General features: G+C 43.1%; 20 protein-coding genes. 7 read left to right on the top strand and 13 right to left on the bottom strand.

All coding sequences use genetic code 11. The features are described 5' to 3' along the window. The 4 genes from QZZ55_RS14270 to QZZ55_RS14255 all read right to left on the bottom strand — a co-directional run. Nucleotides 1-672: DsbA family protein (locus QZZ55_RS14270; protein ID WP_293268014.1), on the bottom strand; the 672-nt coding region annotated here is incomplete at its 3' end. Between the two features lie 124 nt (nucleotides 673-796). After that, entirely contained in the window at nucleotides 797-1,225 is a 429-nt protein-coding gene (locus QZZ55_RS14265; protein ID WP_293268013.1) for a DUF1641 domain-containing protein, read from the bottom strand. A gap of 20 nt (nucleotides 1,226-1,245) precedes the next feature. Then, nucleotides 1,246-2,436 (bottom strand): FAD/NAD(P)-binding oxidoreductase, encoded by a 1,191-nt coding sequence (locus QZZ55_RS14260; RefSeq protein ID WP_293268012.1) that lies wholly within the window; start codon nucleotides 2,434-2,436, stop codon nucleotides 1,246-1,248. Between the two features lie 167 nt (nucleotides 2,437-2,603). Further along, nucleotides 2,604-3,203: a TetR/AcrR family transcriptional regulator gene (locus QZZ55_RS14255; RefSeq protein ID WP_293268011.1), complete on the bottom strand. Its 600-nt coding sequence runs from the start codon at nucleotides 3,201-3,203 to the stop codon at nucleotides 2,604-2,606. Between the two features lie 217 nt (nucleotides 3,204-3,420). Between QZZ55_RS14255 and QZZ55_RS14250 the strand changes: the two genes are divergently transcribed. After that, a complete protein-coding gene (locus QZZ55_RS14250) occupies nucleotides 3,421-4,755 on the top strand; it encodes a sigma-54-dependent Fis family transcriptional regulator (protein ID WP_293268010.1) in 1,335 nt (444 codons plus the stop codon). Nucleotides 4,756-4,815: 60 nt separating this feature from the next. Here QZZ55_RS14250 and QZZ55_RS14245 read toward each other — a convergent pair whose 3' ends face one another. From QZZ55_RS14245 to QZZ55_RS14225, 5 genes are all read right to left on the bottom strand, one after another. Continuing rightward, nucleotides 4,816-5,370, bottom strand: coding sequence for a rhodanese-like domain-containing protein (locus tag QZZ55_RS14245; RefSeq protein ID WP_293268009.1), 555 nt, complete (start codon nucleotides 5,368-5,370; stop codon nucleotides 4,816-4,818). Nucleotides 5,371-5,385: 15 nt separating this feature from the next. After that, entirely contained in the window at nucleotides 5,386-5,832 is a 447-nt protein-coding gene (locus QZZ55_RS14240) for a hypothetical protein (RefSeq protein WP_293268008.1), read from the bottom strand. 183 nt (nucleotides 5,833-6,015) lie between these two features. Beyond that, entirely contained in the window at nucleotides 6,016-7,470 is a 1,455-nt protein-coding gene (locus tag QZZ55_RS14235; RefSeq protein WP_293268006.1) for a biotin carboxylase, read from the bottom strand. 179 nt (nucleotides 7,471-7,649) lie between these two features. After that, nucleotides 7,650-8,621 carry a C45 family peptidase gene (locus QZZ55_RS14230; RefSeq protein ID WP_293268005.1) on the bottom strand — a complete coding sequence of 324 codons (972 nt, stop codon included), beginning with the start codon at nucleotides 8,619-8,621 and terminating at the stop codon, nucleotides 7,650-7,652. Nucleotides 8,622-8,707: 86 nt separating this feature from the next. After that, complete coding sequence (locus tag QZZ55_RS14225) at nucleotides 8,708-10,138, bottom strand: amidase (RefSeq protein WP_293268004.1); 1,431 nt, start codon at nucleotides 10,136-10,138, stop codon at nucleotides 8,708-8,710. Between the two features lie 145 nt (nucleotides 10,139-10,283). Here QZZ55_RS14225 and QZZ55_RS14220 point away from each other — a divergent pair, with 145 nt between their 5' ends. From QZZ55_RS14220 to QZZ55_RS14205, 4 genes are all read left to right on the top strand, one after another. Next, the gene (locus QZZ55_RS14220) at nucleotides 10,284-10,667 is read left to right on the top strand and encodes a hypothetical protein (RefSeq protein ID WP_293268003.1); all 384 of its coding nucleotides are present in this window, start codon (nucleotides 10,284-10,286) and stop codon (nucleotides 10,665-10,667) included. A gap of 466 nt (nucleotides 10,668-11,133) precedes the next feature. Next, the gene (gene dctP, locus QZZ55_RS14215; protein ID WP_293268002.1) at nucleotides 11,134-12,150 is read left to right on the top strand and encodes a TRAP transporter substrate-binding protein DctP; all 1,017 of its coding nucleotides are present in this window, start codon (nucleotides 11,134-11,136) and stop codon (nucleotides 12,148-12,150) included. Beyond that, a complete protein-coding gene (locus QZZ55_RS14210; RefSeq protein ID WP_293268001.1) occupies nucleotides 12,150-12,671 on the top strand; it encodes a TRAP transporter small permease subunit in 522 nt (173 codons plus the stop codon). Before dctP ends, QZZ55_RS14210 begins: the two co-directional genes overlap by 1 nt. Before the next feature lie 148 nt (nucleotides 12,672-12,819). Next, nucleotides 12,820-14,142: a TRAP transporter large permease subunit gene (locus tag QZZ55_RS14205; protein ID WP_293268000.1), complete on the top strand. Its 1,323-nt coding sequence runs from the start codon at nucleotides 12,820-12,822 to the stop codon at nucleotides 14,140-14,142. Nucleotides 14,143-14,249: 107 nt separating this feature from the next. Here QZZ55_RS14205 and QZZ55_RS14200 read toward each other — a convergent pair whose 3' ends face one another. Both QZZ55_RS14200 and QZZ55_RS14195 read right to left on the bottom strand, forming a co-directional pair. Continuing rightward, complete coding sequence (locus QZZ55_RS14200; RefSeq protein WP_293267999.1) at nucleotides 14,250-15,773, bottom strand: methyl-accepting chemotaxis protein; 1,524 nt, start codon at nucleotides 15,771-15,773, stop codon at nucleotides 14,250-14,252. Nucleotides 15,774-16,141: 368 nt separating this feature from the next. Beyond that, nucleotides 16,142-16,876: a transporter substrate-binding domain-containing protein gene (locus QZZ55_RS14195; RefSeq protein ID WP_293267997.1), complete on the bottom strand. Its 735-nt coding sequence runs from the start codon at nucleotides 16,874-16,876 to the stop codon at nucleotides 16,142-16,144. Between the two features lie 680 nt (nucleotides 16,877-17,556). Here QZZ55_RS14195 and QZZ55_RS14190 point away from each other — a divergent pair. Both QZZ55_RS14190 and QZZ55_RS14185 read left to right on the top strand, forming a co-directional pair. Next, the gene (locus QZZ55_RS14190; protein ID WP_293267996.1) at nucleotides 17,557-18,606 is read left to right on the top strand and encodes an ethylbenzene dehydrogenase-related protein; all 1,050 of its coding nucleotides are present in this window, start codon (nucleotides 17,557-17,559) and stop codon (nucleotides 18,604-18,606) included. Between the two features lie 84 nt (nucleotides 18,607-18,690). Continuing rightward, nucleotides 18,691-20,364, top strand: a complete 1,674-nt coding sequence (locus QZZ55_RS14185) for a ferric reductase-like transmembrane domain-containing protein (protein ID WP_293267995.1) — start codon at nucleotides 18,691-18,693, stop codon at nucleotides 20,362-20,364. 127 nt (nucleotides 20,365-20,491) lie between these two features. On the opposite strand, the gene QZZ55_RS14180 is transcribed toward QZZ55_RS14185, so the two are convergent. After that, a complete protein-coding gene (locus QZZ55_RS14180; RefSeq protein ID WP_293267994.1) occupies nucleotides 20,492-21,430 on the bottom strand; it encodes a porin in 939 nt (312 codons plus the stop codon). A 166-nt stretch (nucleotides 21,431-21,596) separates the two neighbouring features. Continuing rightward, nucleotides 21,597-22,484, bottom strand: an 888-nt coding sequence (locus QZZ55_RS14175) for a tripartite tricarboxylate transporter permease (protein ID WP_293267993.1), incomplete at its 5' end; no start/stop codon positions are given.

Below are 22,484 nucleotides of genomic sequence, written 5' to 3'. Positions count from 1 at the left end.
GACGCTTTGATTAGTAGCAATGGGTGGTTGATTAGATTCGCCGCGGGCCCAGTTAAGAGCGGCTTGTAGATCTTCTAACGGAGAATATCCGGCAGCGAGGCTGTAGGCAAGTTTCTGATGTTGATATATAAGCGCTGGGAAGCCTTGAACGCCCATTTGGTTGGCTAGGGTGTATTCATGACGAGTGGCTTCAAGGCTGCTTAGATTATCAAATGCAGCTATAAAGCTACTTTTTTCAACACCTAAAGATTCGGCAATTGTTGCAAGATTATCGGTGACATTCGGATTCAAACCATCGATAAATACGGAATGTTGTAGGGTGTGAATAAATCGACGCATTTGTTTTTCATCTTTGAGCGTTTTGACTACCACTGACGCTCTTGCGCTAGGCTCGGTGTCGTATAGAAATCCCTTTGTTTCCAGCAGCGCCCAAAATTTCTTGCTAAATACTTGCCCTGTTCTTGCGGTGACATGTTGAGCAGCATTTTTTAAATAGTCACGAAATGCTTTATCAGCTACTTTTGCCCGAGAGCCTGGAAAAAGACCTCCATTGATTGTTATACAAGCAAGATCATCAGGCAGGGTGTTATAAAAAGAATCTAATGCGGGAGCCATTCCATAGCACCAAAGGCAGAGAGGGTCTGTAACATATATCAGTTGGGATGGAGTCATGGATGCCTCTATAGTTAATAAGTTCTTTGTGAATGAGTGCTCGATTAAAAATCGGCCTAATAATTTTTAGCCATGCTTAGTGAGCCAAAATGTTTTCCATGTTGACTCTCATAGTTAAACTTTTTTAATCATCGTCAGGTAGCGGTTGGCTCATTTGTTTGCCTATGCCTCGGGCCATCATCAGCATAAATGCCAAGCCACGGCGAACTTCAGGATCCTTAGCTGTTTTTAAAAGCGACCATAGCGTAGGAGGCTCTTCCATTTTGCGAACGTCATTGCTTGCCATGCGTACGATGTTCCCAGCAGTCCAGGCACCTCCAATAGCTTCTTCATAACCTTTACAGAGTTTCTCCACCATATAGTCATCGGTCATATCAACGACATCAGCAGTTACTGACATCAGATCAACAATTCGGTTAAGCCGACGACCCGCTAATAGGGGCTCTATTTTTTGGATTAACTCTTCAAGCCCGGCTTGTGCGTTAGGGTTAGTGATAAAGTTATTAGGCTGAGAGGTGGTTGTCTCATCGATGTTTGTATTCGTGGTGTTCATATGTTGTCTCCGTCAATCACTTAAACCAAACCGCGGGCTACAGACCAGTACACGCCTCTATTAAAGCTTTTGCGCATGAGGCCGCCGAGCTTATTAGGGGGGGTAGGTTGTACATCTGAGGAATAGTCGTACCAAAGAGGCATTCCATCTTCTAAGCCCATCTGCGCTATTGCGACTACTCGCCCATCGTACTGATCACAGAGCCGCCCTAAACGAATATGAGAAGCTATATTATTGACGATGACAGGTGATTGGCTATGACAAGATCCGCCGGCTTTGCTGACAGGGAGGTCGACAGTATCGCCCAACACAAATACATTATTTAAACCGTAAACTTCCATAGTTTCATGATCGGTGGGTAGCCAGCCTTCATTGTTAATTGCTTGAGATACGCCTGAATTAATCACTGCATCAACAGCGCGGATGGGTGGTGTTGCCATCAAAATATCGAAGTTTTCTTCCTTGCCTTCATGCGAGTATGCAATTTTCTTATCAGGATCGACGTGGGATAGAGAAAAGCCGTGTTGATATTTAATATCACGCTGCTCAAAAATTGTGGGTAACACTTCACACGTGTCTTTTTGCATAAATAAGCAATTACGTAGAAGCTGCGAGACGGTGGGATAAGTATAAACAATTTCTACTTTGTCTCTGACGCCTCGCTTGCGTAATAAGTCGTCCAACATTAGTGTGGTTTCTATCGGGGCTATACCACATTGATGAGGTACATTTGGTGTCTGAGGGAAGTTCACAGTGACAAAAATCCGACCTTTTTTAATGGTTGTTAGTTTCTCAGCTAAGGCTTTAGCGGGCGCATATTGGTAAAAATGATCACCAGCTTCTTTTAGTCCTTCAATTCTTTCTGGGGCGGGTAAGCAGCCTGTGGATATCACTAAGTAATCGTACTCGTAGAATTTTCCGCTAGAGCAGCGAACTCTGGTGGCATTAAACTCAAAGGACTCAACCTCGTCGACAATGAAGTTAATCTCAGGTCTTAATAAGCTCTGTTGTGGGCGTCGTAATTCATCTTTAAAAAACTTATTAAAGGCGACGTACATGAATGCTGGTTTGTAGTAATGCCATGGTGAATTTGAAAGTAGAGAGACTTCAACTTTGTCTCGGCTTATTTCTGGGTAGAGTTTGCTGACAAGGTGGTTGGCGGTCATTGTGCCGCCTATACCCCCTCCAATCACGAGAATACGTTTTTTCATGCTGCATATCCCTTTTATACTTTTTATTAATGGCAACGGTAAAGTGTGAATTATTTTACACAAAACGAACGTTCATTCTGTTTGATAGGTATAAAAAAAGTACTCGGTAAAGTACTTTTTCGATAAAGCAGAACGAACATTCGTTTTAGATATTATGTTAGAAAAATTTACGGGTCAAGCCCACTCCACGTGTTTGCCCATAGGTCATCGAGCATGCCAGGAAGAGGCACTTCAATAACATCATCAAGCCGGAGACAGATCATTCTGATGGCGCCGCCATAAACAATCATGGCTGCAACAAGAGGATCCATCTCGCGAATCTCTTTATTTTCAATACCTTGAAATACGAAGGATCTCATGCGCACAAAAGCTGAAGCTGAGCAAATAGACTTCTCATCAGGGAGGAACTCTTTATGGCGGGCATGGATGATAAACTGCATCACTTCAGGTTCTTTTTCTGTCAAGTCGAATAAGACGCGAATAATGGCATAGCTGCGTTCTTTAGCGGTTTGAAAAGAGGCTTCGATATGGTCGATCAACACATTCATGTGCTCAAGTAGGCGGTTATATAACGCTCTTGCGATACCTTCTTTGTCTTTAAAGTGGTGATATATGAAACCGATAGAAACTTCAGCATGTTCCGCAATGTCGTGCACTGATGTTTTAAAAAAACCTTTGGCTGTAAATAGATGCAACGCTGTTGTGAGCGTTTGTGCGTTACGTAGCGGGAGTCCATTAAAAAATACGGATTGTTCTGATGCGGTCATCGTTGTTCCAGATACACTATAAACGTAGCAAAAATAATAGTGTCAGATTGTAGCATGCTTTATCGGTGTTGCTTTCCCTAAAAAATAACGCTTATGTAGGTGCGTTAATGCAACCGTTTAAACGTTATTACTTCTCAAGGTAGGCGTGATTTCTGGTCGAGAGAGATGTTTTTTGTCATTATTGTCATTTTATAGACACGAGTGACGGAGTCGTACTATGACCAACGCCAGCTGGTTGGAAACAATGCGCAACGTATTGGATAGCTATCATGATCCAGCAGTGCTGGTGGATGCTGACTACAACGTGGTTGCATCCAATAGTAACTATGACTTTCGCTTTGGTGGGCTTGATAACCGTAGCCCGGCAAAGTGTTATTACCTGTCGCATGGTTATCAGCGTCCTTGTGATTTGGAGGGTGAGACGTGCCCTATGCAAGAAGCCCGTGAAACAGGAAAAAGAGCAAGTGTGTTGCATATTCATAACACGCCACAGGGTAAAGAGCATGTAGGTATAGAAACTATCCCTATTGTTGATGAGCAGCAGCGTGCTTACTTCATTGAAGTTATGAAACCGATTCTTGAAGTGAGTGCTGAGCCCATTGCTAATAAGATGATTGGGCGTAGCAAAGCTTTTAATACACTCGTCGACTTGATTCAGCGTGTTGGTAAAACGAATACCAATGTTCTTTTGATGGGAGCTTCAGGGACGGGTAAAGAACTGGCTGCACAAGCTGTTCACTCGGCTAGCCCTAGAACAAAAAAACCATTTGTCACGGTTGAATGTTCTGGGCTGACAGATACCTTATTTGAGAGTGAGTTGTTTGGCCATATGAAGGGATCATTTACGGGAGCAACATATACCCGAATAGGGCTGGTGAAATCAGCTCATGGCGGTACGTTGTTTCTTGATGAAGTGGGTGATGTGCCTTTGCACTTACAGGTAAAATTACTGCGCTTAATCGAAACTAAAACATTTCGCCCTGTAGGTGATAGTAAACCGGATGCAGCAGATTTTAGATTGGTCTGCGCAACGCACAAAGATTTGATGGCGATGGTTGAGCGAGGGGAATTCCGGGAAGACCTCTATCATCGAATTAGTACTTTTCCTATCTGTTTGCCGGCACTGTCCGAGCGTAAAGAAGACCTTCCATTGCTCGTGAAAAGTATTTTGCTACGTATTTCTGATAGCCAGCCTTTGAGCTTAACTAAGAGTGCTTATGAGCTGCTGTCTCAGCAGCCGTTTAAGGGTAATGTTAGGGAGTTAAAGAATATTCTCGAGCGAGCGGTGGTGCTACGCCATGATGATCAAATGGATAGTGATGTCATACAACAAAGTTTACAATTAATTCCGGAGCAACGTATGGTGGCTTCTACCTCTTTACATGTAACACCTGAGAGCTCTTTGCAATTTCTCGCTGAAAGCAAATTTAGTTTAGAGCAGTTAGAGAAAAAATACTTAAAGGCATTATTACAAAGATACCAAGATAAAGGGCTGGTAGCTGACATTGCCGACTGCAGCTTGCGTACCTTGTATCGAAAGATGGAAGAGTGAACGTGGTACAGGTGTGCCTCTTCAAAACACGGGCCCTTTAAAAAAAGTGCCCGTGTGTTTTTATCTATCTGTTCTGTATATTTTGCTAGGGTTCGGTTTAGCTTTCCAAGGAAGCCCTTCGTTTTGCCAGCCATTCTTTATTCTTAAACCTGCGTGTGCTCCCTTTTTTAACTTGCCTCCCTGAAAGCCATTAATAACATAGCGGGCATTCTCAAAACCACTTTCCCTCAAAAACTTAGCACTAGGTAAACCGCGCTCGCTACCAGAGCGGCACATAGTGATGATAGTGGCACTTTCATCCAGTCCTTGAGCTGTTAATGCCGCTTTTACTTGAGTAATAAAGTCGGGGTTTTTATAAAGGCGAAAGCGCTTTTTCTTCGCATCCCATTGAGACCGGTCGACCATTAAGTAAGGAATGTTGAGATTAACTTTATCAGTGAAACCAATAAACATAATTTCAACGGGGTCGCGAACATCAATAAATAGAACGTTATCACCTTGATTGATTAACGTATGAGTCTCTTGTGGGCTAATCCCTATTTCATTGGCGTTAGCCGCACCGAATGATATAGCCAGCAACACCGAAAACAGCGAACGGATGATGATATTTTTCATGGAGAAACTCACTTATTAAAAATGGTAAACACGGACGCTGTTTGCCGACATCATGCCAGCCATTTGCGGAGGCGTAGCGACACTGATGTCTTGGCGCAAGTCTTGTTTACTGTGAGAGCTATTTGGTAAATAGAGAGCACATACACTAACATTGCCGCCTTTCTTTTGTAGCTTAAGCATCAGTTGCTCTGGTGTGACATTACGTGGCTTTAACGTTTTGCTGGTGGTGGAGGCGAGTGCTAAATCACCTGCGGTGTCACATAAAAGCACATCAACAGATACACCTTTAGCTTGCATTGCATTGCCTAATACCATCGCCATGCCTTGAGTTTGTAATGATGAACTCGTCAGTATAATCAGTGCTTGATTCACTTGATTGGAGCTGTTTTCTGCCTGCGCTCCTGTAATAGATAAAGAACCAGCAACTAAGCATGACGCGGCAATGTATTTGATTGATTTCATATAAGCTCTCGCTATAAAGGTTGATTAGCGTTAATTAAATTAGATTTATCTAATATAATTAGTTAAATGAAACATGTAAAGTATTAGAAGGGATTTGTTGTATAGAAAAAAGACCGCTCTATGAGAGAGCGGCCAAAGGACTAGCTTAAAATAACTGATTTAAGTCTGTGCGTTTAAAGGTCTTTAGATCATTTTTCGAACGTTATCGGTTGGAATATACGGGACTTCTAATTCGTCCAGTGCTTTGTATTCAAACTCTGCGTTAATGGCTCTTACCCATTGATGAGCACGGGGTAGCAATTGGCGATCATCTGTTTGCATTCTGCCGCGTGCAACTAAGATTCCCATGTCTGCGCCTAAGTACGCATAATCACCGGCATCATAAACCCGTATATAAAAAGCATCCTGGCCGTCACTTACATTGTTCCAGTCGATACTGCTACGAACAAAGGTGATATTGCCATCATCTAGCATGCGCCAAATACCTGATTGCGGCGCTTTTGTGATTGAACGTACTTCATCGGTTGTATGCTTGAGCACAAGTTGTGTCCAGCTACCGAAGTCTGACCAACGTTTTTGAATTTCATCTACATCAATTTCAAAGTCGACATCCATAAACTCAAGTAGATGAAACAGCATGAGTGGGATGCCGCCATATTTTGATGTTACAAGGTTCGTGAGCGGGCTGGCGCCACTGATACGAGGGTTTATTTCGCCCAAGTAAACTTCACCATCATCAGTATCTACTAAGTAGTCGAAACAGAAGGTGCCGCGATAACCTGTTTCGTAGAGCTTGTCCCCCATGGCTTTGACCATGCCGATGATCTTGTCGCGCTGTGCTCCTTCTAGGATCTCAGGGAAAATATCATTTCCACACCAACCGCCTTTATAAGGTGTTAACTCTTGGTAACCGGTGATATCTGTTTGTAATGGCCCAACCATGGTGCCGCAACGGGTGGCAACAGCTTCAACAGTGCCCGGTATGTGATTGATGTACTTCATCACCTTGAGCGTTTCGCCAATAACCTTATCGGCTACTTTTTCCCAGTCAGCTTCATTGCTAATGAAGTAGGTTGTTTTTCCGGAGTCGCCATAAGGAGTTTGTACAACGAGTTTTTCTCCAAGATTGTTTTCAGCAGCTAAGGCACGCAGCTCTTGATAGCTAGATGCTTTAACATCAACAATGTTGGGAGCACTTGCAACGCCTGCTTCGTTAGCGAGTTGAGTGGTGACAATCTTAGAGTCTAGGCGAGTACGTAGCTCGGCAGGGGGTAACGCAATATCAACGCCTAGTTGCTTCGCAATCTCTTCTGTTTTTTCATCGAACATCACGGTAAGTATTTTTCCTTTACCGCCGTTTCTTTGGAACAGGTCGACAGACTCTTTATGGCTTAGCAGATAATTGACCATATCTTCCATCGACTGAAATTCTCTTTCAGTGTTCTGTTCTGGGTTGGTAACGCGAAAGTGGCCACCGTCAAACGAGTCGAAATGGGTAATATATTTAAAACCTTGAATCCACTGCCCTAAGCCAAGAATGTTGTAGGCCGTCGGGGAAACGAAGTAAATCGGTGTCGTGTTCTTACGGAAAAAACGATAAATGTCGGATAAACCGCGAAGCTTTTCTGGCGTACTCATAATTACGTCCTCATTATTATTATCTTTAGCAAAGGTTGTGTTTTCTTCCAGTTCTGCGCCTGCGGTTCGCGGGAAAAAAGATCTGAAAATACGGGTTGATAATGATGTTATTTTTATTATCAAGGAGGTCATGCAGCTCCGTCAGTGTTCTTTATGTTGTTAGTAAGAGGTGTATCTTGCTAGGCATACTTTATATCCAGTGTTTGTTCAGGAAAGTGGTCGAATGTTAGGTTTAAAATGTGTTGTGGCCAAATGTAGCTAATATGCCCTGCTGCGGGTTTATACACCGCTGTATATAAAGTCCCCGAAGCATTGCTGTCGTGAGGACGATATAGAGGAGGGTGTAAAAATTGTGTAACCGTTTGTGCTAAAGAGGTCTCATGGTTGGCATTAATCCAGTTAAGTGCTTCTAGCCTTGTGCCTGAATCTTCAAGAAAAAGTGGTTTGCCTGTCTCAATTGGGGCTTGGTGGTTAGTCGATGTAGACTCTTGGGTAACCGATGGTTCTCTGTCTGGTGCGATCATTACCGTGGCATGGTTGCCATGTTTATCGAGTAGGGCAATATTGTAGTCAAGGTGTACTGGGACTCTTTTAAGTACGGCAACGGCATCTTCTACGGTAAAGCATGTTTCCAACATGTATCGAACGACGATGGTAATACCAAACCCTTTCCCTTCTACTAAGCGACCACCATAATTGATTGAAACAGCTAGACCCGCATCGTTAATGCCATCTAAAACACCCCATACACAATCTGCCATTGCAATCACTTGTTTGTCGAGCCACTGACTTCGTAGAATAGTGCCTTCGCACAAGAATGCTGGAAAATCATAATTGCGGATGAGTGCTGTTTGCTCTTTTTTATAGATCAATTGAGAGCACCCAGAATAGAAGGTAGGCGGGCAATATAAACTAAGAAATCTTGCTTGCAAGTCATCGCAATTTAATAGCTTTAGGATATCTTGATACAGGGGCACTAGCTCCGGCATGTATTCTTGTAGTGCAGAAATACACTCTAAGTAACTAGGGCGTGCTTCTTCCCCTTCGTCTAGATACCAAGCACGATAGGCAGGCCAGTTTGTGTTAAACAACAGGCTAAATTTGTCACCTATGGTTGCTTCATTGATCACATTAAACTGCAGGTTTCTCACTAAGATACTTTCTCCGTATGCTTCACTTGGCTGGTTCAATGTGCTGATAATTGAAAACTAATTAAGAGGTGACTGCTTTTCTGGCGTTAACTCATTCGATCTTTATGTGAGCTTTCTTTTACGGAGTCTTTTGGCGAATTGTCCCAGCCGATAATGCCCTCCATTTGCTCAGCTATATCGAGCACGGCAGCATCATTACCAACAGGGGCGGCAATTTGAATAGAGAGAGGAAGATTTTCATTACCGAGTCCCATTGGAATTACACATGCAGGCATCCCAGTGAGGTTTGCATCATAGAGAAAAGATACCCAGTCTAACCATGGATTGGTGATTTTTGTCGAACCAACATATTTAGGGTAACGGCGAGTGTGTTTAAACGCCTCAACACCTAGAGCAGGCGTGATAAAAAACGAACTAGCGTTTCTTTCGAACATCGCTGTGTAGGCCGCATGGATAACTTCTCTATGATCTTCTGCTGCGTTAAATTCTTCTTCTGTCAGGCTGGCGCCAAAGTGCAATGTATCCAGCGTTCCTTTCTCTAGGCCTTTCAGTGGTGTGTCTTTTTTCTTCTGAAAGCTCCATGAGTCGTAATGAGCAGATGTTGCCCAGGCAATCACTGACGAAGGTAGATGGGGATGGTCGTAAACGATTTCAGCACCGGCCTCTTCAAGCTTTCTTACAATTCCTCTAAATGTTAGACGCACATCATCATCAACAGGTGTGAAGCCTAAGTCCTCGGAGATGATTATTTTCTGGCCTGCGAACGTTAAAGGGTGGTGAGCATGAGCCGACAGATCATCTAAATAGGCTTTATCTTCGTTATTGGCGGCGACCACTGAATACATCAAACGTGCATCGGCAACGCTGCGAGCCATAGGGCCGTACGAAACAATTGTGCTCCATGAAGGAAAGCAAGGTTCGCGAGGTACGGCTTTAAATGAAGGTTTGAAGCCGACAATGCCGCAGAATGCCGCAGGAATACGAATCGACCCGCCTCCATCACCACCAAGAGATAATGTGCCCGCACCTGCTGCTACGGCAGCGCCGGCTCCACCGGAAGAACCCCCGCATGTCCGGTCAGTGTTCCACGGATTAGAGGTTGTACCGAATAGTTCGGAAGAAGTTGTGCCGGTTAAGCAGAACTCAGGACACGTAGTTTTAGCAAAGATGATGGCGCCGGCTTCTTCCAGGCGTTGCACCGCAGCACTGGTTGCGTGGGGAACAAAATCTTGTTGAGTACGCGAACCATTTGTACACGGAACACCTTCCAGCCATTGAGAGTCTTTTATGGTAATAGGTAGGCCGCATAAAGGGCCGCCTAACCCTTTGGCTAATAGCTCGTCTGCATGAATAGCTGCTTTACGTGCTCGCTCATAGAGTTTCACTGAAAAGGGGTTATAAGCGTTTGCGACATGTTCTGCGTGTTGGATTGTTTCTTCGAGAAGTTCTGTCGCTGAGATATGGTGAGCACGAAGATCTGCAACGAGTTCAACAGCAGTTTTATTACCCAGTTTCATCAAGAGTCCTTCATTATAATTATTATTAATGGCTTTCGTGTAACCGGCCTGAAGAGCATAGATACTTCGTATTAGCCGGTTGTCGAGCCTTACAACATGACTCATAATGTAAAATCATCTCTCTGAAAAAGCAACACTATGAATCATGATGTATGACAATGAGAGCCTGGAGGCCTTCCTCCAAATAGCAGGAAAGATTACTCAAGCCGAACTTCCTTTTGTACGAGATCAAGGACGGCTGGGGGATTATGCCGTAGCGTATCGAGTTTACAGAAGCAAGCAGGGAGGGGGGTTTGGCGACCCTGATAAGCATCCATTTGCTTGGGCTGCGATTGTTTATGTTGATGGTGTGCCATTGCGGCTAAATAGCGCACGGGGTGATTGTCGTGAATGGTCAACATTAGATCGTGTTGCGCAGTGGATGCTAGATAATGGCTTTACGTATTGGTGGACGCGTAATGATTTAGAAACCGGAAATGTCGAGCCGCTTGAGGTGGCCTCTGAGGCGCTTGGGTACCCTGAAGGTTAAGCGCTCTAGAAATTAGCGGGGTGTGGTGATATTTTTTGTTATTGTTAAAACATAATTGTCTTATGTTCGATATATTAAACATTTGTTGTGTGTGGACTCTTCGAAGAGGTAAATGTAGGAATGATGATATTTAGGGTTAAAAAGTAAGTATTTACCATTATTTAATTTTATTAATTTCAATATAAACAATAAGTTGATGTGTTTTTGTTGGTTTGTCTTTTGTTGTTATTAACCTAAGTTATTTTCGTAATTCACCCTGTAATTCATTATATTTCATAAAAGAGCGTACAAACGTAGCTTTTAATTTACACCAAACGGTGTTAAAAATACTGCACAGCTACCCGGTAGTAGGTAGAGACGTTATCAGAGAGCTTCTGGTAGAGCATAGATAGAACGGGTTTAGACTGTTCTTGGTACTCGAACCTAAGCAAGCTATCAATACATATAAGAACAAAGGAATCAGATAGTGAAAAGAAGAGACTTACTGAAAGCAGCTGCCACGGGTATTGCTGCTGCGCCATTAGCCCTTTCCGCAACGTCTGCTCAGGCAGGCGATAAAGTTAATCTTAGAATGCAAACTCTATACGGCACAGAAACTGATGATCTGTATAAAGCTTTTGCAAAAGACATTAAAACAAGCTCTAACAAAAGTGTTCGTATCACACGTTTCCGTGGTAGTGAGCTTGTGGCAAATGACCAGATGCTAGATGCTGTATCTAAAGGTACGTTGGATATGTGTCAGGGTTATGGTGGTTACTGGGCTGGTCAGCTAGATATCGCTAAAATTGAAAGTGGTATTCCAGGCGCTTGGACGAGCTATGATGAAGCTATGTATCTACATCAGGCTAAAGGTTTGGGTGATCTGCTATCTGAAGCTTATGCAGAAAAAGGTGTGCATTACTTAGGGCCTGTTTTTGGTGGTCCATATGATCTGCTTACGACTAAGCCAGTTAAAAGCTTGGATGACCTGAAAAACATGAAGATTCGTGCAACGGCCACGGTTGCTGCGATTCTTGAAAAGTTTGGTATCCCAACTGTATATCTGCCAAGCCAAGAGCTCTATATTGCATTGTCTACAGGTGCAATTGATGGTGTTATTTATGGTGGTTCGTTGGAATATAAAGCATTAAAGTTGCATGAAGCTGCTAAGCATTACACTTACTTGAACATGATCAACCCTGGTTATGCTGATGGTATGTTGATCAACAAGAAAAAATGGGACTCTATGTCTCCAGATCAGCAGAAAGTTATTGAACTAGCTACAGCTAAGCATTCAACTAACATGCATGCGTGGAATGTGAACGGCTGTCTAGATGTGAACGGCGAAGGTATCTTCGAGTTTGCTTCATTACCTGCTGAAGACTCTAAAGCATTGACGGTTGCCGCGATGGATGTGTGGAAAGAAGAAGCTAAAAAGTCTGAGCGTAACAGCAAAGCAATTGATGCGATCATTGCGACTGCGAAGGCTACTGGGAGAGCTTAATGTCAACACTTTCTCAATATCTTGCTTTTCAAGACAGGATATCTGAGTGGGTGGGCAAGACCGTCTCCTGGATGTGTCTTGCCATGATTGCTGTGCTTGGCTATGAGGTGGCGGCACGTTATTTATTTAACAGTCCTACCTCGTGGGCGCATGAAAGTACCACCATGTTATACGGTACTTTTTGCATACTGGCGGGTGTCTATACTCATAGACACCACGGCCATGTAAAAAGTGAAGTGATCTATAACCTGTTCTCAGTTCGCACCAGAGCCATTATGGATGTGATCACAGGCTCGATTGGCTTGGTTGTATTCGGCGTTTTCTTTGTGATCACCTTTAATTATGCTGCGGAATCATGGGCAATTAAAGAGGTCTCTTCAAAGAGCACCTGGGGACCCATTATTTACCCTTTCAAATCCGTTCTCCCTTTGGCTATCGCCCTAATGATGTTGCAAAGCATAGCAGGCATAATTCGCAGCTTGGTTGTCGCTCTGGGTATGCAGCTGGAAGAAAAAAGTTAGTTCGAAGTAGTGTGATACTTGGCTGATTTTAGAAAGGGTTGATAGCTCTGTAAGTTTTTATATCTGTTATTTTTTTCAGAGAACCTTGGTTGGCTAAGACACTGATAAGAATCGGGCAGATGTATACTGTAAAAACGAAGGTGTATCCGTGTTAGATCTAGATCCTTTATTGGTTACCGCAGGCATGTTTTGCTCCATGCTGATACTGTTGGCGATGGGGGCTCCGCTCACGTGGGCGTTGCTTACTGTCGGTACAGGCTCAGCTTATTTTCTATGGGGGCCTGCTGGCCTCGAATTAATGGCTCACAGTGCTTTCGGGGCGATGGATAACTTCCTGCTGGTTGCACTCCCTATGTTTATTTTTATGGGGTTAATGCTACAGCGATCCGGTATCACCGATGACCTCTTTGAGATGATCAATAAGCTCATGGGTGGCGTTCCTGGCGGCTTGGGAATGGGCACAGTGATTGTCTGCGCGATTATCGCCGCGTTAGCCGGAGTGTCTGGGGCTGCTACTGTCAGTTTGGGTATTATTGCATTGCCCGCAATGTTGAAGCGGGGCTACGACAAGAAACTAGTCACCGGTACTATTATGGCGGGCGGCGCGTTAGGGTTTTTAATTCCTCCTAGTGTGTTGATGATCGTTTATGCATTTTTGGCCCGAGAGTCGGTAGGTAAATTGTTTGCAGCAGGTTTGATGCCAGGCTTGATGCTGGCGGGTATCTACATGCTTTACATTTTCCTGTTTGCCGTCAAAAATCCAGAAAAAGCGCCATCAATTCCTCTGGAAGAGCGTGTTAGTGGCATAGGCAAGATTAAAGCACTCAAAGCATTGATTTTGCCGGGTATTCTAATTGGTACAGTGTTGGGCTTTATCGTGGGTGGTGTGACATCGCCTTCAGAGGCATCAGCTGTCGGTGCGGCAGGGTCGCTTATATGTGCGGCTATTTATCGCACATTGAATATTAAAATGCTTAAAGAAGTGCTTATGAGCACTACGCAGCTAATGGGTATGTTGATTTGGATTACCGTGGCGGCTGTGTTCTTTAGTAAAGTATATATCGGTTTAGGGGCAGGATCTTTGCTTACCGAGCTGGTAGAGGACTCGAATCTCTCGCCTTACTGGGTCATTATCGCGATGCTGGTAACCTACTTTGTATTGGGCATGTTCTTGGATGATTTCGCGATTGTCTTTATTACCGTTCCTTTGTTTGTGCCGATCGTTCAAGAGTTAGGGTTCGATACCGTATGGTTTGCAGTGCTGTTCATTATCAGTATGCAAACGGCCTATCTTACGCCCCCCTTTGGGTACAATCTGTTTTACATGCGATCGGTTGCGCCTCCCTCAATCACTATTTACGACCTGTATAAGGCGGTTATTCCGTTCATTATTTTACAGGTTATTGGATTGGCGTTGGTGGTTGCGTTTCCTGATATTGCGTTGTGGCTGCCGAGGCAAATCTTTGGTTAAATAAAGCTTAGCTTTATTTATTGCTATGCCTGAGCGGGGGGGTGTCCATTATGGGTGCTCCCCCGTTTCTTATTGGTCGACAAGTGATTAGTTTACTAGTAGATTTTTTAGATTTTAAACTGACCCAGTTGTTGTTCAATTTGTCGTACTAGGTTGGAGAGTTGGGTGCAGGTTTCTTCTGTGTTCATTGCTCCTTGCGCTGTGTTATCAGCAACCTCAGTAATACGAGTAATGCTCTTACTGACCTCTTCCGTGACGGCTGTCTGTTGCTCTGATGCGCTAGCTATTAGTATGTTTATATCACTAATTGTCGATACCGAGGTCACAATATCATTCAATGAGCTGTCAGTATTATTAACTTCTTGGACAGTGTGAACACTGCTTTTCTTATTGTTAGAAATAACAGCAACGGCATTTTTTGCACCGCTTTGCAGCTGGTTAATTATTTGCTGGATCTCTTCAGTTGTCACTTGTGTTTTATTGGCGAGCGAGCGTACTTCATCAGCAACAACTGCAAATCCACGTCCTTTATCTCCTGCTCTCGCAGCTTCTATAGCGGCATTCAAGGCTAAAAGGTTTGTTTGCCCTGCAATGCTTTGAATAACAGCTACCATTGCGGTAATGCTATCCACGTTGCTTTCGAGTTCATGGATAGCCGTAACGCTCTCTTCGATTTCGCGGGCTAATTGGTCTATGGAGGTAAGGGTGTTGGCAACAATTCCCTTGGCGTTCATGCTTTCATTATCAGCAAGTTGTGCGGCTTCAGCAGCTTGTGTAGCATTTTTTGATATATCGCTAGCTGTTGCGCTCATTTGGTACGCAGCCGCCGCCGCTTGTTCGGTTTCAGATCTTTGAGTTTGCGCGCCAGTATTGGTGGTGTGTGCTACATCTATTAGTTCCTGCACGGACAAAGATATTTGGCTTGTTGAGCTGACAACCTGCTGGACTAATGTTTGAATTTTATCAGCAAAACTATTGAAGTGATTCGCAACGGTTCCAATTTCATCTTCTCTTTTAACGCTGAGGCGTCGAGTGAGGTCGCCTTCCCCGTGAGAGATATCATTTAGAGCGGATCCCACTTCATTCAGAGGGTTTATAACAATTCTTTGTAATAAGAAGGTAACCATTGCCACTAGAAGAAGAACCATTAATGTTAGCTGCACCAGCGTTCTTGTCATGGATTTACTCAGTAAATCATCAATGGAGCTACTGTCTACAATAATGATTAGCTGGCCAACAGCATTTATCGTACCGGAATCATCAAATGTTAAACGGCTCTCTTTTGTAGCGCTCTCCATGCTGGGGAGCTCGGCCTCTACTATCTCGCCTGACTCATTAGACATTCTGCCAAGTACCATTTTTCCATCATTATCAATAATAAAGCCCCCTTTTACTTCATTGGAGCTTACTTCGGATTCGATGAGGCCTATCAATTGTTCCTGTTCGTAGTTCCATAATGCGGCGGGCAAGCTTAGGGCAAGGCGTCCCATTACAGCATCAGTTTGTTTGTCTAAAGATGCTCGTAATGACTCTTCAGTTTTTGAGTGGTTATAAGCACCGAAGAGCACTAATAGAATAGTAACGGCTAAACTTGTTAGTAAGTTAAACCTCAAACTAATGGAATTTCTCATTCACGCACCTTTTATCCGGTTTTTATATTTATAAATTATAGCGTAGTACAAATTGAGCAAAAGAAAACTAAGCACTTAAATCTAAACCATAATTATGGTTGTAAGTAAATTCTCAGTTAGGATGAAAATGTTCTTATAAAGCAAAATAGACTATTAATCCAGATTTTGCTTTATTTAAATTGATTCGCTGTGTGTGGTGTATTGCTCTAAATACAGGGTGGTTCAGGCAAATAAGGAAGGCACTGATTTTGCAGGTAATCAGGAAATTTATAGAGAACTAAAAAATGCAGCTCAGACCTGAGCTGCATTACATAAACATCCTCATTACTCAGATAATGAGGATGTTTTTTATAATCGAAGCTCAATTCTCATTGGCCGTTTTTCTTTAAAATTTCATCGTAAGAGCCATTTTCTTTAATCTCAGCCAGACCTTTATTGAATGCCTGAATAATTGCGCCGCTCTTAGGGTTTTTGATTCCACTTGTCACATGTAATTTATTGACAGCAAATGAATTTTTAGTGAATGCAAGCTTGTCCATCAACTCAGGTGCTTTTTGAGCGATCAATGCGCGGGCTACTAAAACATCTTCTATTGCTAGATCCACACGTCCGGCGACCAATTTTTTTAGGGTTGTTACTAAGTCTTTTGACTCAGGCTTTTTGAAGTTTTTCGCATCCATAAAGTCAGATTTATATCCATAGCCACGTACAATACCTACAGACTTTCCACTTAAGCTTTCGAGGCCATCGTACTCATACGAATCTCCAGCACGCTTTATGAAATTCACTTCATTTTGTAGATAAGAGTCGCTGTAAGTTAAAAATTTAGTACGTTCTTCTGTCCACCAAGTACCAACAAGGATATCGGCGCTTCCTGCTTTCACGCTGCCCAATGCTCTTGCCCACGGGACGAACTTCATATCAACTTCATAGCCTTGAGTTTTAAAAGCGGCACGTACTATTTCAAGTGCAATGCCTTGGTTAGGAATATCAGGTGCTAAAAATGGAGGCCATGGGTCGCCTGTTGCCGTTATTTTTTCTGCATAGCTAAAGCTGGGTAAAATAAGTAACAGTGAAAAGGCCGCTGCTATAAAACGCTTCATAGGTAATTCCTCAAAATAGTAAGGTCAGTTGAGCTTTAAATAGGAGAGGGTTAATTTTTGACTCTTCTATTCAAGCGCATTTTTATTTTTTTAGAGTCTCTTACTGCTTCTCTTCTTTTTATCCATAAAAAGCATAGAGAGTTTTTATGTTGTATTTTCTCTTTTTAGTACGGAATATCGACTATCCATCTATTCCTAAATACAGAGCATTCACGCTAATAAACACAGGGATTGATGAAGTGATTCTGCGAAATATCTCATTATTTCCTTCACAGAAAATTATCAATTGGTATTAATCGTTAGTACTGATAATTAGCATAGACAACCTTTGAGTAATTGCCAAAGAGGAATATTAAAATTCATAGAATGTAATAACCTTTTACTTAATATGGTCATTTTTAGTGGCTTTTTCTTCACATTCGAACGGCAGTGCCCGCCTTCGACAGCGACCAATAACACGTGAAAGCCAGCAGTATTCTTTTATGTGCGGTTAAATTTTTGTTGTCTTACGTGATTGCAATTGCTCTTGAGCTTATCTATACGAATTTGGGCGACAGCATACCTAAACAAGTCATTATATGTTTATTAAATAGATGATAATGAATATTAAGTTGTAAATGATACAGATTATCATTAGTATTTCATGAAAATTAAACACTTGTATGGATTTTGCAAAAGTCATGAAAAAGATAGCTGTTATATGGTGCATAGCAACGTTTGGATTAGTTCCTCAAGGAGTCCTCGCTGCAAAAAATACACTGGAGTCGGTGAGCCTTGACCAGAAGGTGATTATTGATGGAGTAGAAGATGCCTTTTGGAGTAATGCCACACCATTAACAGTGCTTTTGAATGAGCTGCCGTATGAACCTAGTAACGGTTATGCGGGAATGAAGGAGGTCGAAGTAAATATACGTTCAGTCTATGACGCTGAAAATGTCTATTTTTTGGTTCGCTGGGAAGACCCAACGATGAGTCTTGAACGTTTTCCGTGGGTGAAACAGCAAGATGGCTCGTGGAAACAGCTGATGAAGAAAGACCAGACAGGGCAAGATAATACTTATTATGAAGATAAGTTCGCTTTCTTTTGGAATATTCATTCAAAAGGGTTTGTTAAGAAGGGGTGTGATAAGTCTTGCCATATTACAGAAGACGGGGAGATTGATGGGGTTAAAGATATCTCTTCAGGGCGCCACTATACGGCTAATGCAGGCGAAACAATCGATATGTGGCATTGGAAGGGTGCTCGTTCTAACCCAGTAGGCCAAATTGATGATCAGTATATGAATTCAGACCGTCAGGAAAATAAGGGGTGGGGGCGACACAGTGATGACAAAACAGGAGGCGGATATGCGAATAATCATAATGCAGATAAAACCGCTCCTGTTTGGATGAACCCTGAACCAAGTGAAGACAATCGTTATTGGGTATTGGACGCGACTAAGGTGCCTTTTTTAGACAGGTTTAAGGCAGGAGATATCGTTGGAGGTATTGTCGCGAACCCATCAACAGGCTCACGGGGAGATATCAGTGCGCTAGGTGTTTGGAAGAATGGCGTTTGGACTTTAGAAGTGAAGCGCAAACTAGTGACTGAGCATGAAAACTCTGCTACTCAGGATGTTCAATTTAGTGATCTGAACAAAAAGTACTATTTTGGAATGACGGTGTTTGATAACAGTCAGACGAATCACCTTTATCACAAAAAATCATTGAAGCTGACATTTTCTAAATAATATCAATGGATTGATATGAGAAGCATTGGTTTCCAGCAGCAATGGTAGTGCGTTGTTGGAAGCTTTTCACTCATCACCAATAATATGAAGCCGTTCTTATCTACACCACATGATTCATCTTTAAAAAACAGAGGGCCTTCCGCTGGTCTTGTGTGGTGTAAGCGTTATTCTGATTTACTGAAAGCGCTACCTTGGCTGATCTTATTTTTTGCTGCTGGAAGCTATCAGTTTTGGCTTGGCTTTGATTATAACTCGAACGATACCACCAATATTTATCTGAGATTGGCGCGTGGTAGCGCCTATTTGTTATTGCTGATACTCGCAGTGATGTGGCTACCGGTTATGAGAAAGAGCATAACAATGCTACGCCGTTCCCGTTGGGGAGAGTGCTTACCACTTGATCAGGCTAACGCTTGTCATCGCTGGCTTGGTCATTTGTTGATAGTGGCAGCGTTGCTTCATGGTAGCCAATATCTTATTTATTACGCTACGTTGGCGATTCCTTTTAAAGAAGCCTTGCTTGCTGAGGAAGCTGATTTGGTACGTTCCATGCGCACGAATATGTATGAGTTTGTCAGTGAAGATGAATCCATCGATGTGATACGGGAATGGATAGCAGCGGGTGCGCAGCAAAACCGGTTTGAGTCAGAGATTAAACCGATCCTTAAAGAAGATTGTACTAAGTGCCATAACCGTACTTCAACGATGACATATGCCATTCCTAGTATGCCATTGAGCTACTATGAAGATGTACTTGTTTTTGCAGATAAGGGGATTAGCTCTCGGCAATTTCGTATTAATATGAGTGGCTTGTCGATGTTGCTCATACTGCTAATTATTTGGTTAAGTTCTCTGCAATGGATAAGACAACATTTGTACCACCGGTTTCAGCAGTTGCATCGCTTAGGTTACGTATTAGTTATATTAGCACTACTGCATATTACTATGCTGCAATGGATCGTATTTCCAATACTCGTCTTGGCAACTGAGTTATATTGCTCTAGGGTACGCCACCGTTACACGAATTGCTTGGCTCATGCCTTTAGGGTTAATGAACAGGTCGTTTGCTTAAATATCGAGCGCCCAAAGGCTTTGGTGCTGCTTCCCGGGCATTATGTTCAGCTTCGCATCCCCGCATTATCTACTCGCGAGTGGCATTCATTCTCATTGACAGGAATACGTAATGATCAGCGTCGCTTGGTGCTTAAAATTAGTTGTGTGGGGGATTGGACGAAACGGCTACAGCAGGCGGTGCCTAATGGCAAATCAACAACGTTAGGCGTTGACATTCGTGGTCCATACGCCAGTCCGGTGGCTCATGCTCCTGCGTCCAATGATTGGTTGTTAATAGCTGGGGGGATCGGCATTACGCCTTTTCTTAGTTTGCTACGTGAATGTAAACGAGATCCTAATCGTAGAGGGACACTGCATCTTGTATGGGTGATTCGCGAACCTGAATTTTTACAGTGGCTACGCCCGTTAATAGAGAGGCTATTAGCAATATCGGCGGTTGATTGTCATTGGCATATTTACCTGACAGTAGATGCTGGCGATCTGTCTTTGTTGCAGAATAGCTTTAGCCAAGGTGCTTCATTAAATTTGCAGTATGGGCGTCCAAATTGGCAGCAACTTACTGTTGATATTGGCCATAGTGGCTACCAACCAAACTGTTTTATATGTGGGCCAAAGGGGCTATCAAAAGATGCTGGCGATGCATGTCGCCGCATGGGGTGGTCGGTTCGTAAAGAAAGTTTTTAATGAGCTGTTAGTGAGCAATAAAAAGAGACTTTTAAATTTAGGCGGGAAGGTCATTGTTATGACTTTGGTTGTTTAGCCTTGAGAGACCTGAAGGGGGGAGGTCTCTCAAGGCTAGGTCTATGCGCTTTTAAAATTTAAGTTGCATCCCTGCCAAGTAGCCAATGCTACTGTCATCTTCATCCGTATCGCCAATCTCGGCAAACAAACTAACATTTTTCTGTTGTAGGAACTTATAGGTTACGTTTGCGTACCAGCCCGTCATATCATTTTTGCTTTTATCTTCATAATCAACGCTTTGAATACCAAGAGCTGCTTTTGTTGTGCTGGTGATTGGGAAAGTACTGACTAAGTTATAAACGTTAGCGGTATCTTCCATGGATCCATAATCCGCTCCGAAGGTCGCAAAACCCGCATCATATACTGCCTGCACACCCCAAGATGTTACCGAGTCGCTAACGCCGGAAGCTTGGAAGTTTTGAAAAGCAGCCGCTAGGCTTAAGTTATCCACAGAGGTTGATATAAACAGGTCAAAAGATTCGTTGTTATCACTGTTTGAATTACCCGAAGCTTCTAGATCAACGGAAGCCGACACGAAGAAGTTTTCAAACTCTGCATCAACCCGGATAACATCATCACCGGCATCATCGTTTAAGTCGAAAATATCGTCTTCAACGACCGTTTCATATGCTTTTTCGACACTGAATTCATCAGATGAATAATTTTGTTTACCGACACGAACAGCTACAGAGCCAAAGTCTAAGCCTAGGTATGCTTCTTCAAGTTTGGCGCCATCACCACCATTATTAGCAGCTCTATCAAAGCTAAAATCCAATTGGCCAAAAGCGGCCATGTTGTCATTTAAGGTATAGGTAACGCGGTTTTTCAGTTCAAGGTCGTCGAATTCAACATCGAGGTCTTTATCTTTGCCGACTTTCTGGCGCAGCTGAACCTGAAAGTCGCCTTTAATGTCATATTTGAGGCCTTTTCCCTCATAGACAGTGGCTGCTTGTGCAGTACTAAAGGCCGTCGCACTGGCAATTGCGGCAACTAATATTATTTTTTTCATTTAGATCTCCGAAGTTTTACAGATTATTATGTTGAAATGTTTAACCCTCTTTATCTCAGGCCAAGAAGATTAGGCAGAGAAAATCAGGGTAAAAGCCCCCGAAGCATCGGGTCTCAATGCTGTGGGAAAAGAGTGAGTCGGTTCTAATAAGTTTGTAGGTGAGGTGTTACCCTTCCCCTTCATTGACAGCCACTTCTGGGCCACGAACAGATTTACGTTTGTGAAGTCGCTCCAGAATAGGTGGCAAACATAGAATAAGAATGGCCACTATGATGATGCTCAGAGTGAGTGGTCGCTCCCATAAAAACGAAAAACTACCATCTGAAATTACGAGTGCGCGGCTGAGGTTTATCTCCATAAGTCCCCCCAAGATATAACCGAGCAGCATAGGAGCCATGGGGAATTCTAGTAATTTCAAGAAGAGAGCAATGATTGTAATAATGACCATCATGTGGATATCAAAGGTGTTAAAGCTCACCAGATAGACCCCAGTGATTGAGAAGAACAATATGAGTGGAATGAGTATCGGACGGGGAATAGTCAATAACTTAGATATATAAGGGATCAACGGTAGGTTAAGAATCAACAGTACTAAGTTACCAAAGTACATAGAAATAATGACGGACCAGAATACATCAGGGTTATCCACAAACAAGCGAGGCCCAGGCTGAACGCCTGCTGCAATCAACGCGCCTAGCATGATTGCAGTGGTACCCGAGCCTGGGATCCCTAGCGTCAGTAAAGGTACGAATGAGCCTGTTGAAGCGGCATTGTTGGCCGTTTCTGGTGCAGCTAGGCCGCGTAAAGAGCCTTTGCCAAATTTAAGTTTATCTTTAGCCGATGCAATGTTTCTTTCAAGCCCATAAGCCAGAAAAGACGCAATAGTCGCACCTGCACCGGGGAGAACGCCAACAATAAAACCAAATACAGAAGACCGTGCGACCGTAGGTACGACATGTAATACCTCTTCTTTGCTCAGCTTCATACTGCCTAGTTGAGCCATATCTAGCTGTGCATCTTCTTCTTTGTGTTTGCCATTGAGAATGGTCATTAC

This window comes from Neptunomonas sp. (assembly GCF_016744175.1).
Taxonomy (GTDB): domain Bacteria; phylum Pseudomonadota; class Gammaproteobacteria; order Pseudomonadales; family Balneatricaceae; genus Neptunomonas.
This window is presented reverse-complemented; position numbering and strand designations above follow the sequence as displayed.

Coding starts and splice junctions, on each gene's coding strand:
- QZZ55_RS14265 (WP_293268013.1), bottom strand. CDS start 1,225: ATGAACACCACGAATACAAACATCGATGAGACAACCACCTCTCAGCCT.
- QZZ55_RS14260 (WP_293268012.1), bottom strand. CDS start 2,436: ATGAAAAAACGTATTCTCGTGATTGGAGGGGGTATAGGCGGCACAATG.
- QZZ55_RS14255 (WP_293268011.1), bottom strand. CDS start 3,203: ATGACCGCATCAGAACAATCCGTATTTTTTAATGGACTCCCGCTACGT.
- QZZ55_RS14250 (WP_293268010.1), top strand. CDS start 3,421: ATGACCAACGCCAGCTGGTTGGAAACAATGCGCAACGTATTGGATAGC.
- QZZ55_RS14245 (WP_293268009.1), bottom strand. CDS start 5,370: ATGAAAAATATCATCATCCGTTCGCTGTTTTCGGTGTTGCTGGCTATA.
- QZZ55_RS14240 (WP_293268008.1), bottom strand. CDS start 5,832: ATGAAATCAATCAAATACATTGCCGCGTCATGCTTAGTTGCTGGTTCT.
- QZZ55_RS14235 (WP_293268006.1), bottom strand. CDS start 7,470: ATGAGTACGCCAGAAAAGCTTCGCGGTTTATCCGACATTTATCGTTTT.
- QZZ55_RS14225 (WP_293268004.1), bottom strand. CDS start 10,138: ATGAAACTGGGTAATAAAACTGCTGTTGAACTCGTTGCAGATCTTCGT.
- QZZ55_RS14220 (WP_293268003.1), top strand. CDS start 10,284: ATGATGTATGACAATGAGAGCCTGGAGGCCTTCCTCCAAATAGCAGGA.
- QZZ55_RS14210 (WP_293268001.1), top strand. CDS start 12,150: ATGTCAACACTTTCTCAATATCTTGCTTTTCAAGACAGGATATCTGAG.
- QZZ55_RS14200 (WP_293267999.1), bottom strand. CDS start 15,773: ATGAGAAATTCCATTAGTTTGAGGTTTAACTTACTAACAAGTTTAGCC.
- QZZ55_RS14195 (WP_293267997.1), bottom strand. CDS start 16,876: ATGAAGCGTTTTATAGCAGCGGCCTTTTCACTGTTACTTATTTTACCC.
- QZZ55_RS14190 (WP_293267996.1), top strand. CDS start 17,557: ATGAAAAAGATAGCTGTTATATGGTGCATAGCAACGTTTGGATTAGTT.
- QZZ55_RS14185 (WP_293267995.1), top strand. CDS start 18,691: ATGAAGCCGTTCTTATCTACACCACATGATTCATCTTTAAAAAACAGA.
- QZZ55_RS14180 (WP_293267994.1), bottom strand. CDS start 21,430: ATGAAAAAAATAATATTAGTTGCCGCAATTGCCAGTGCGACGGCCTTT.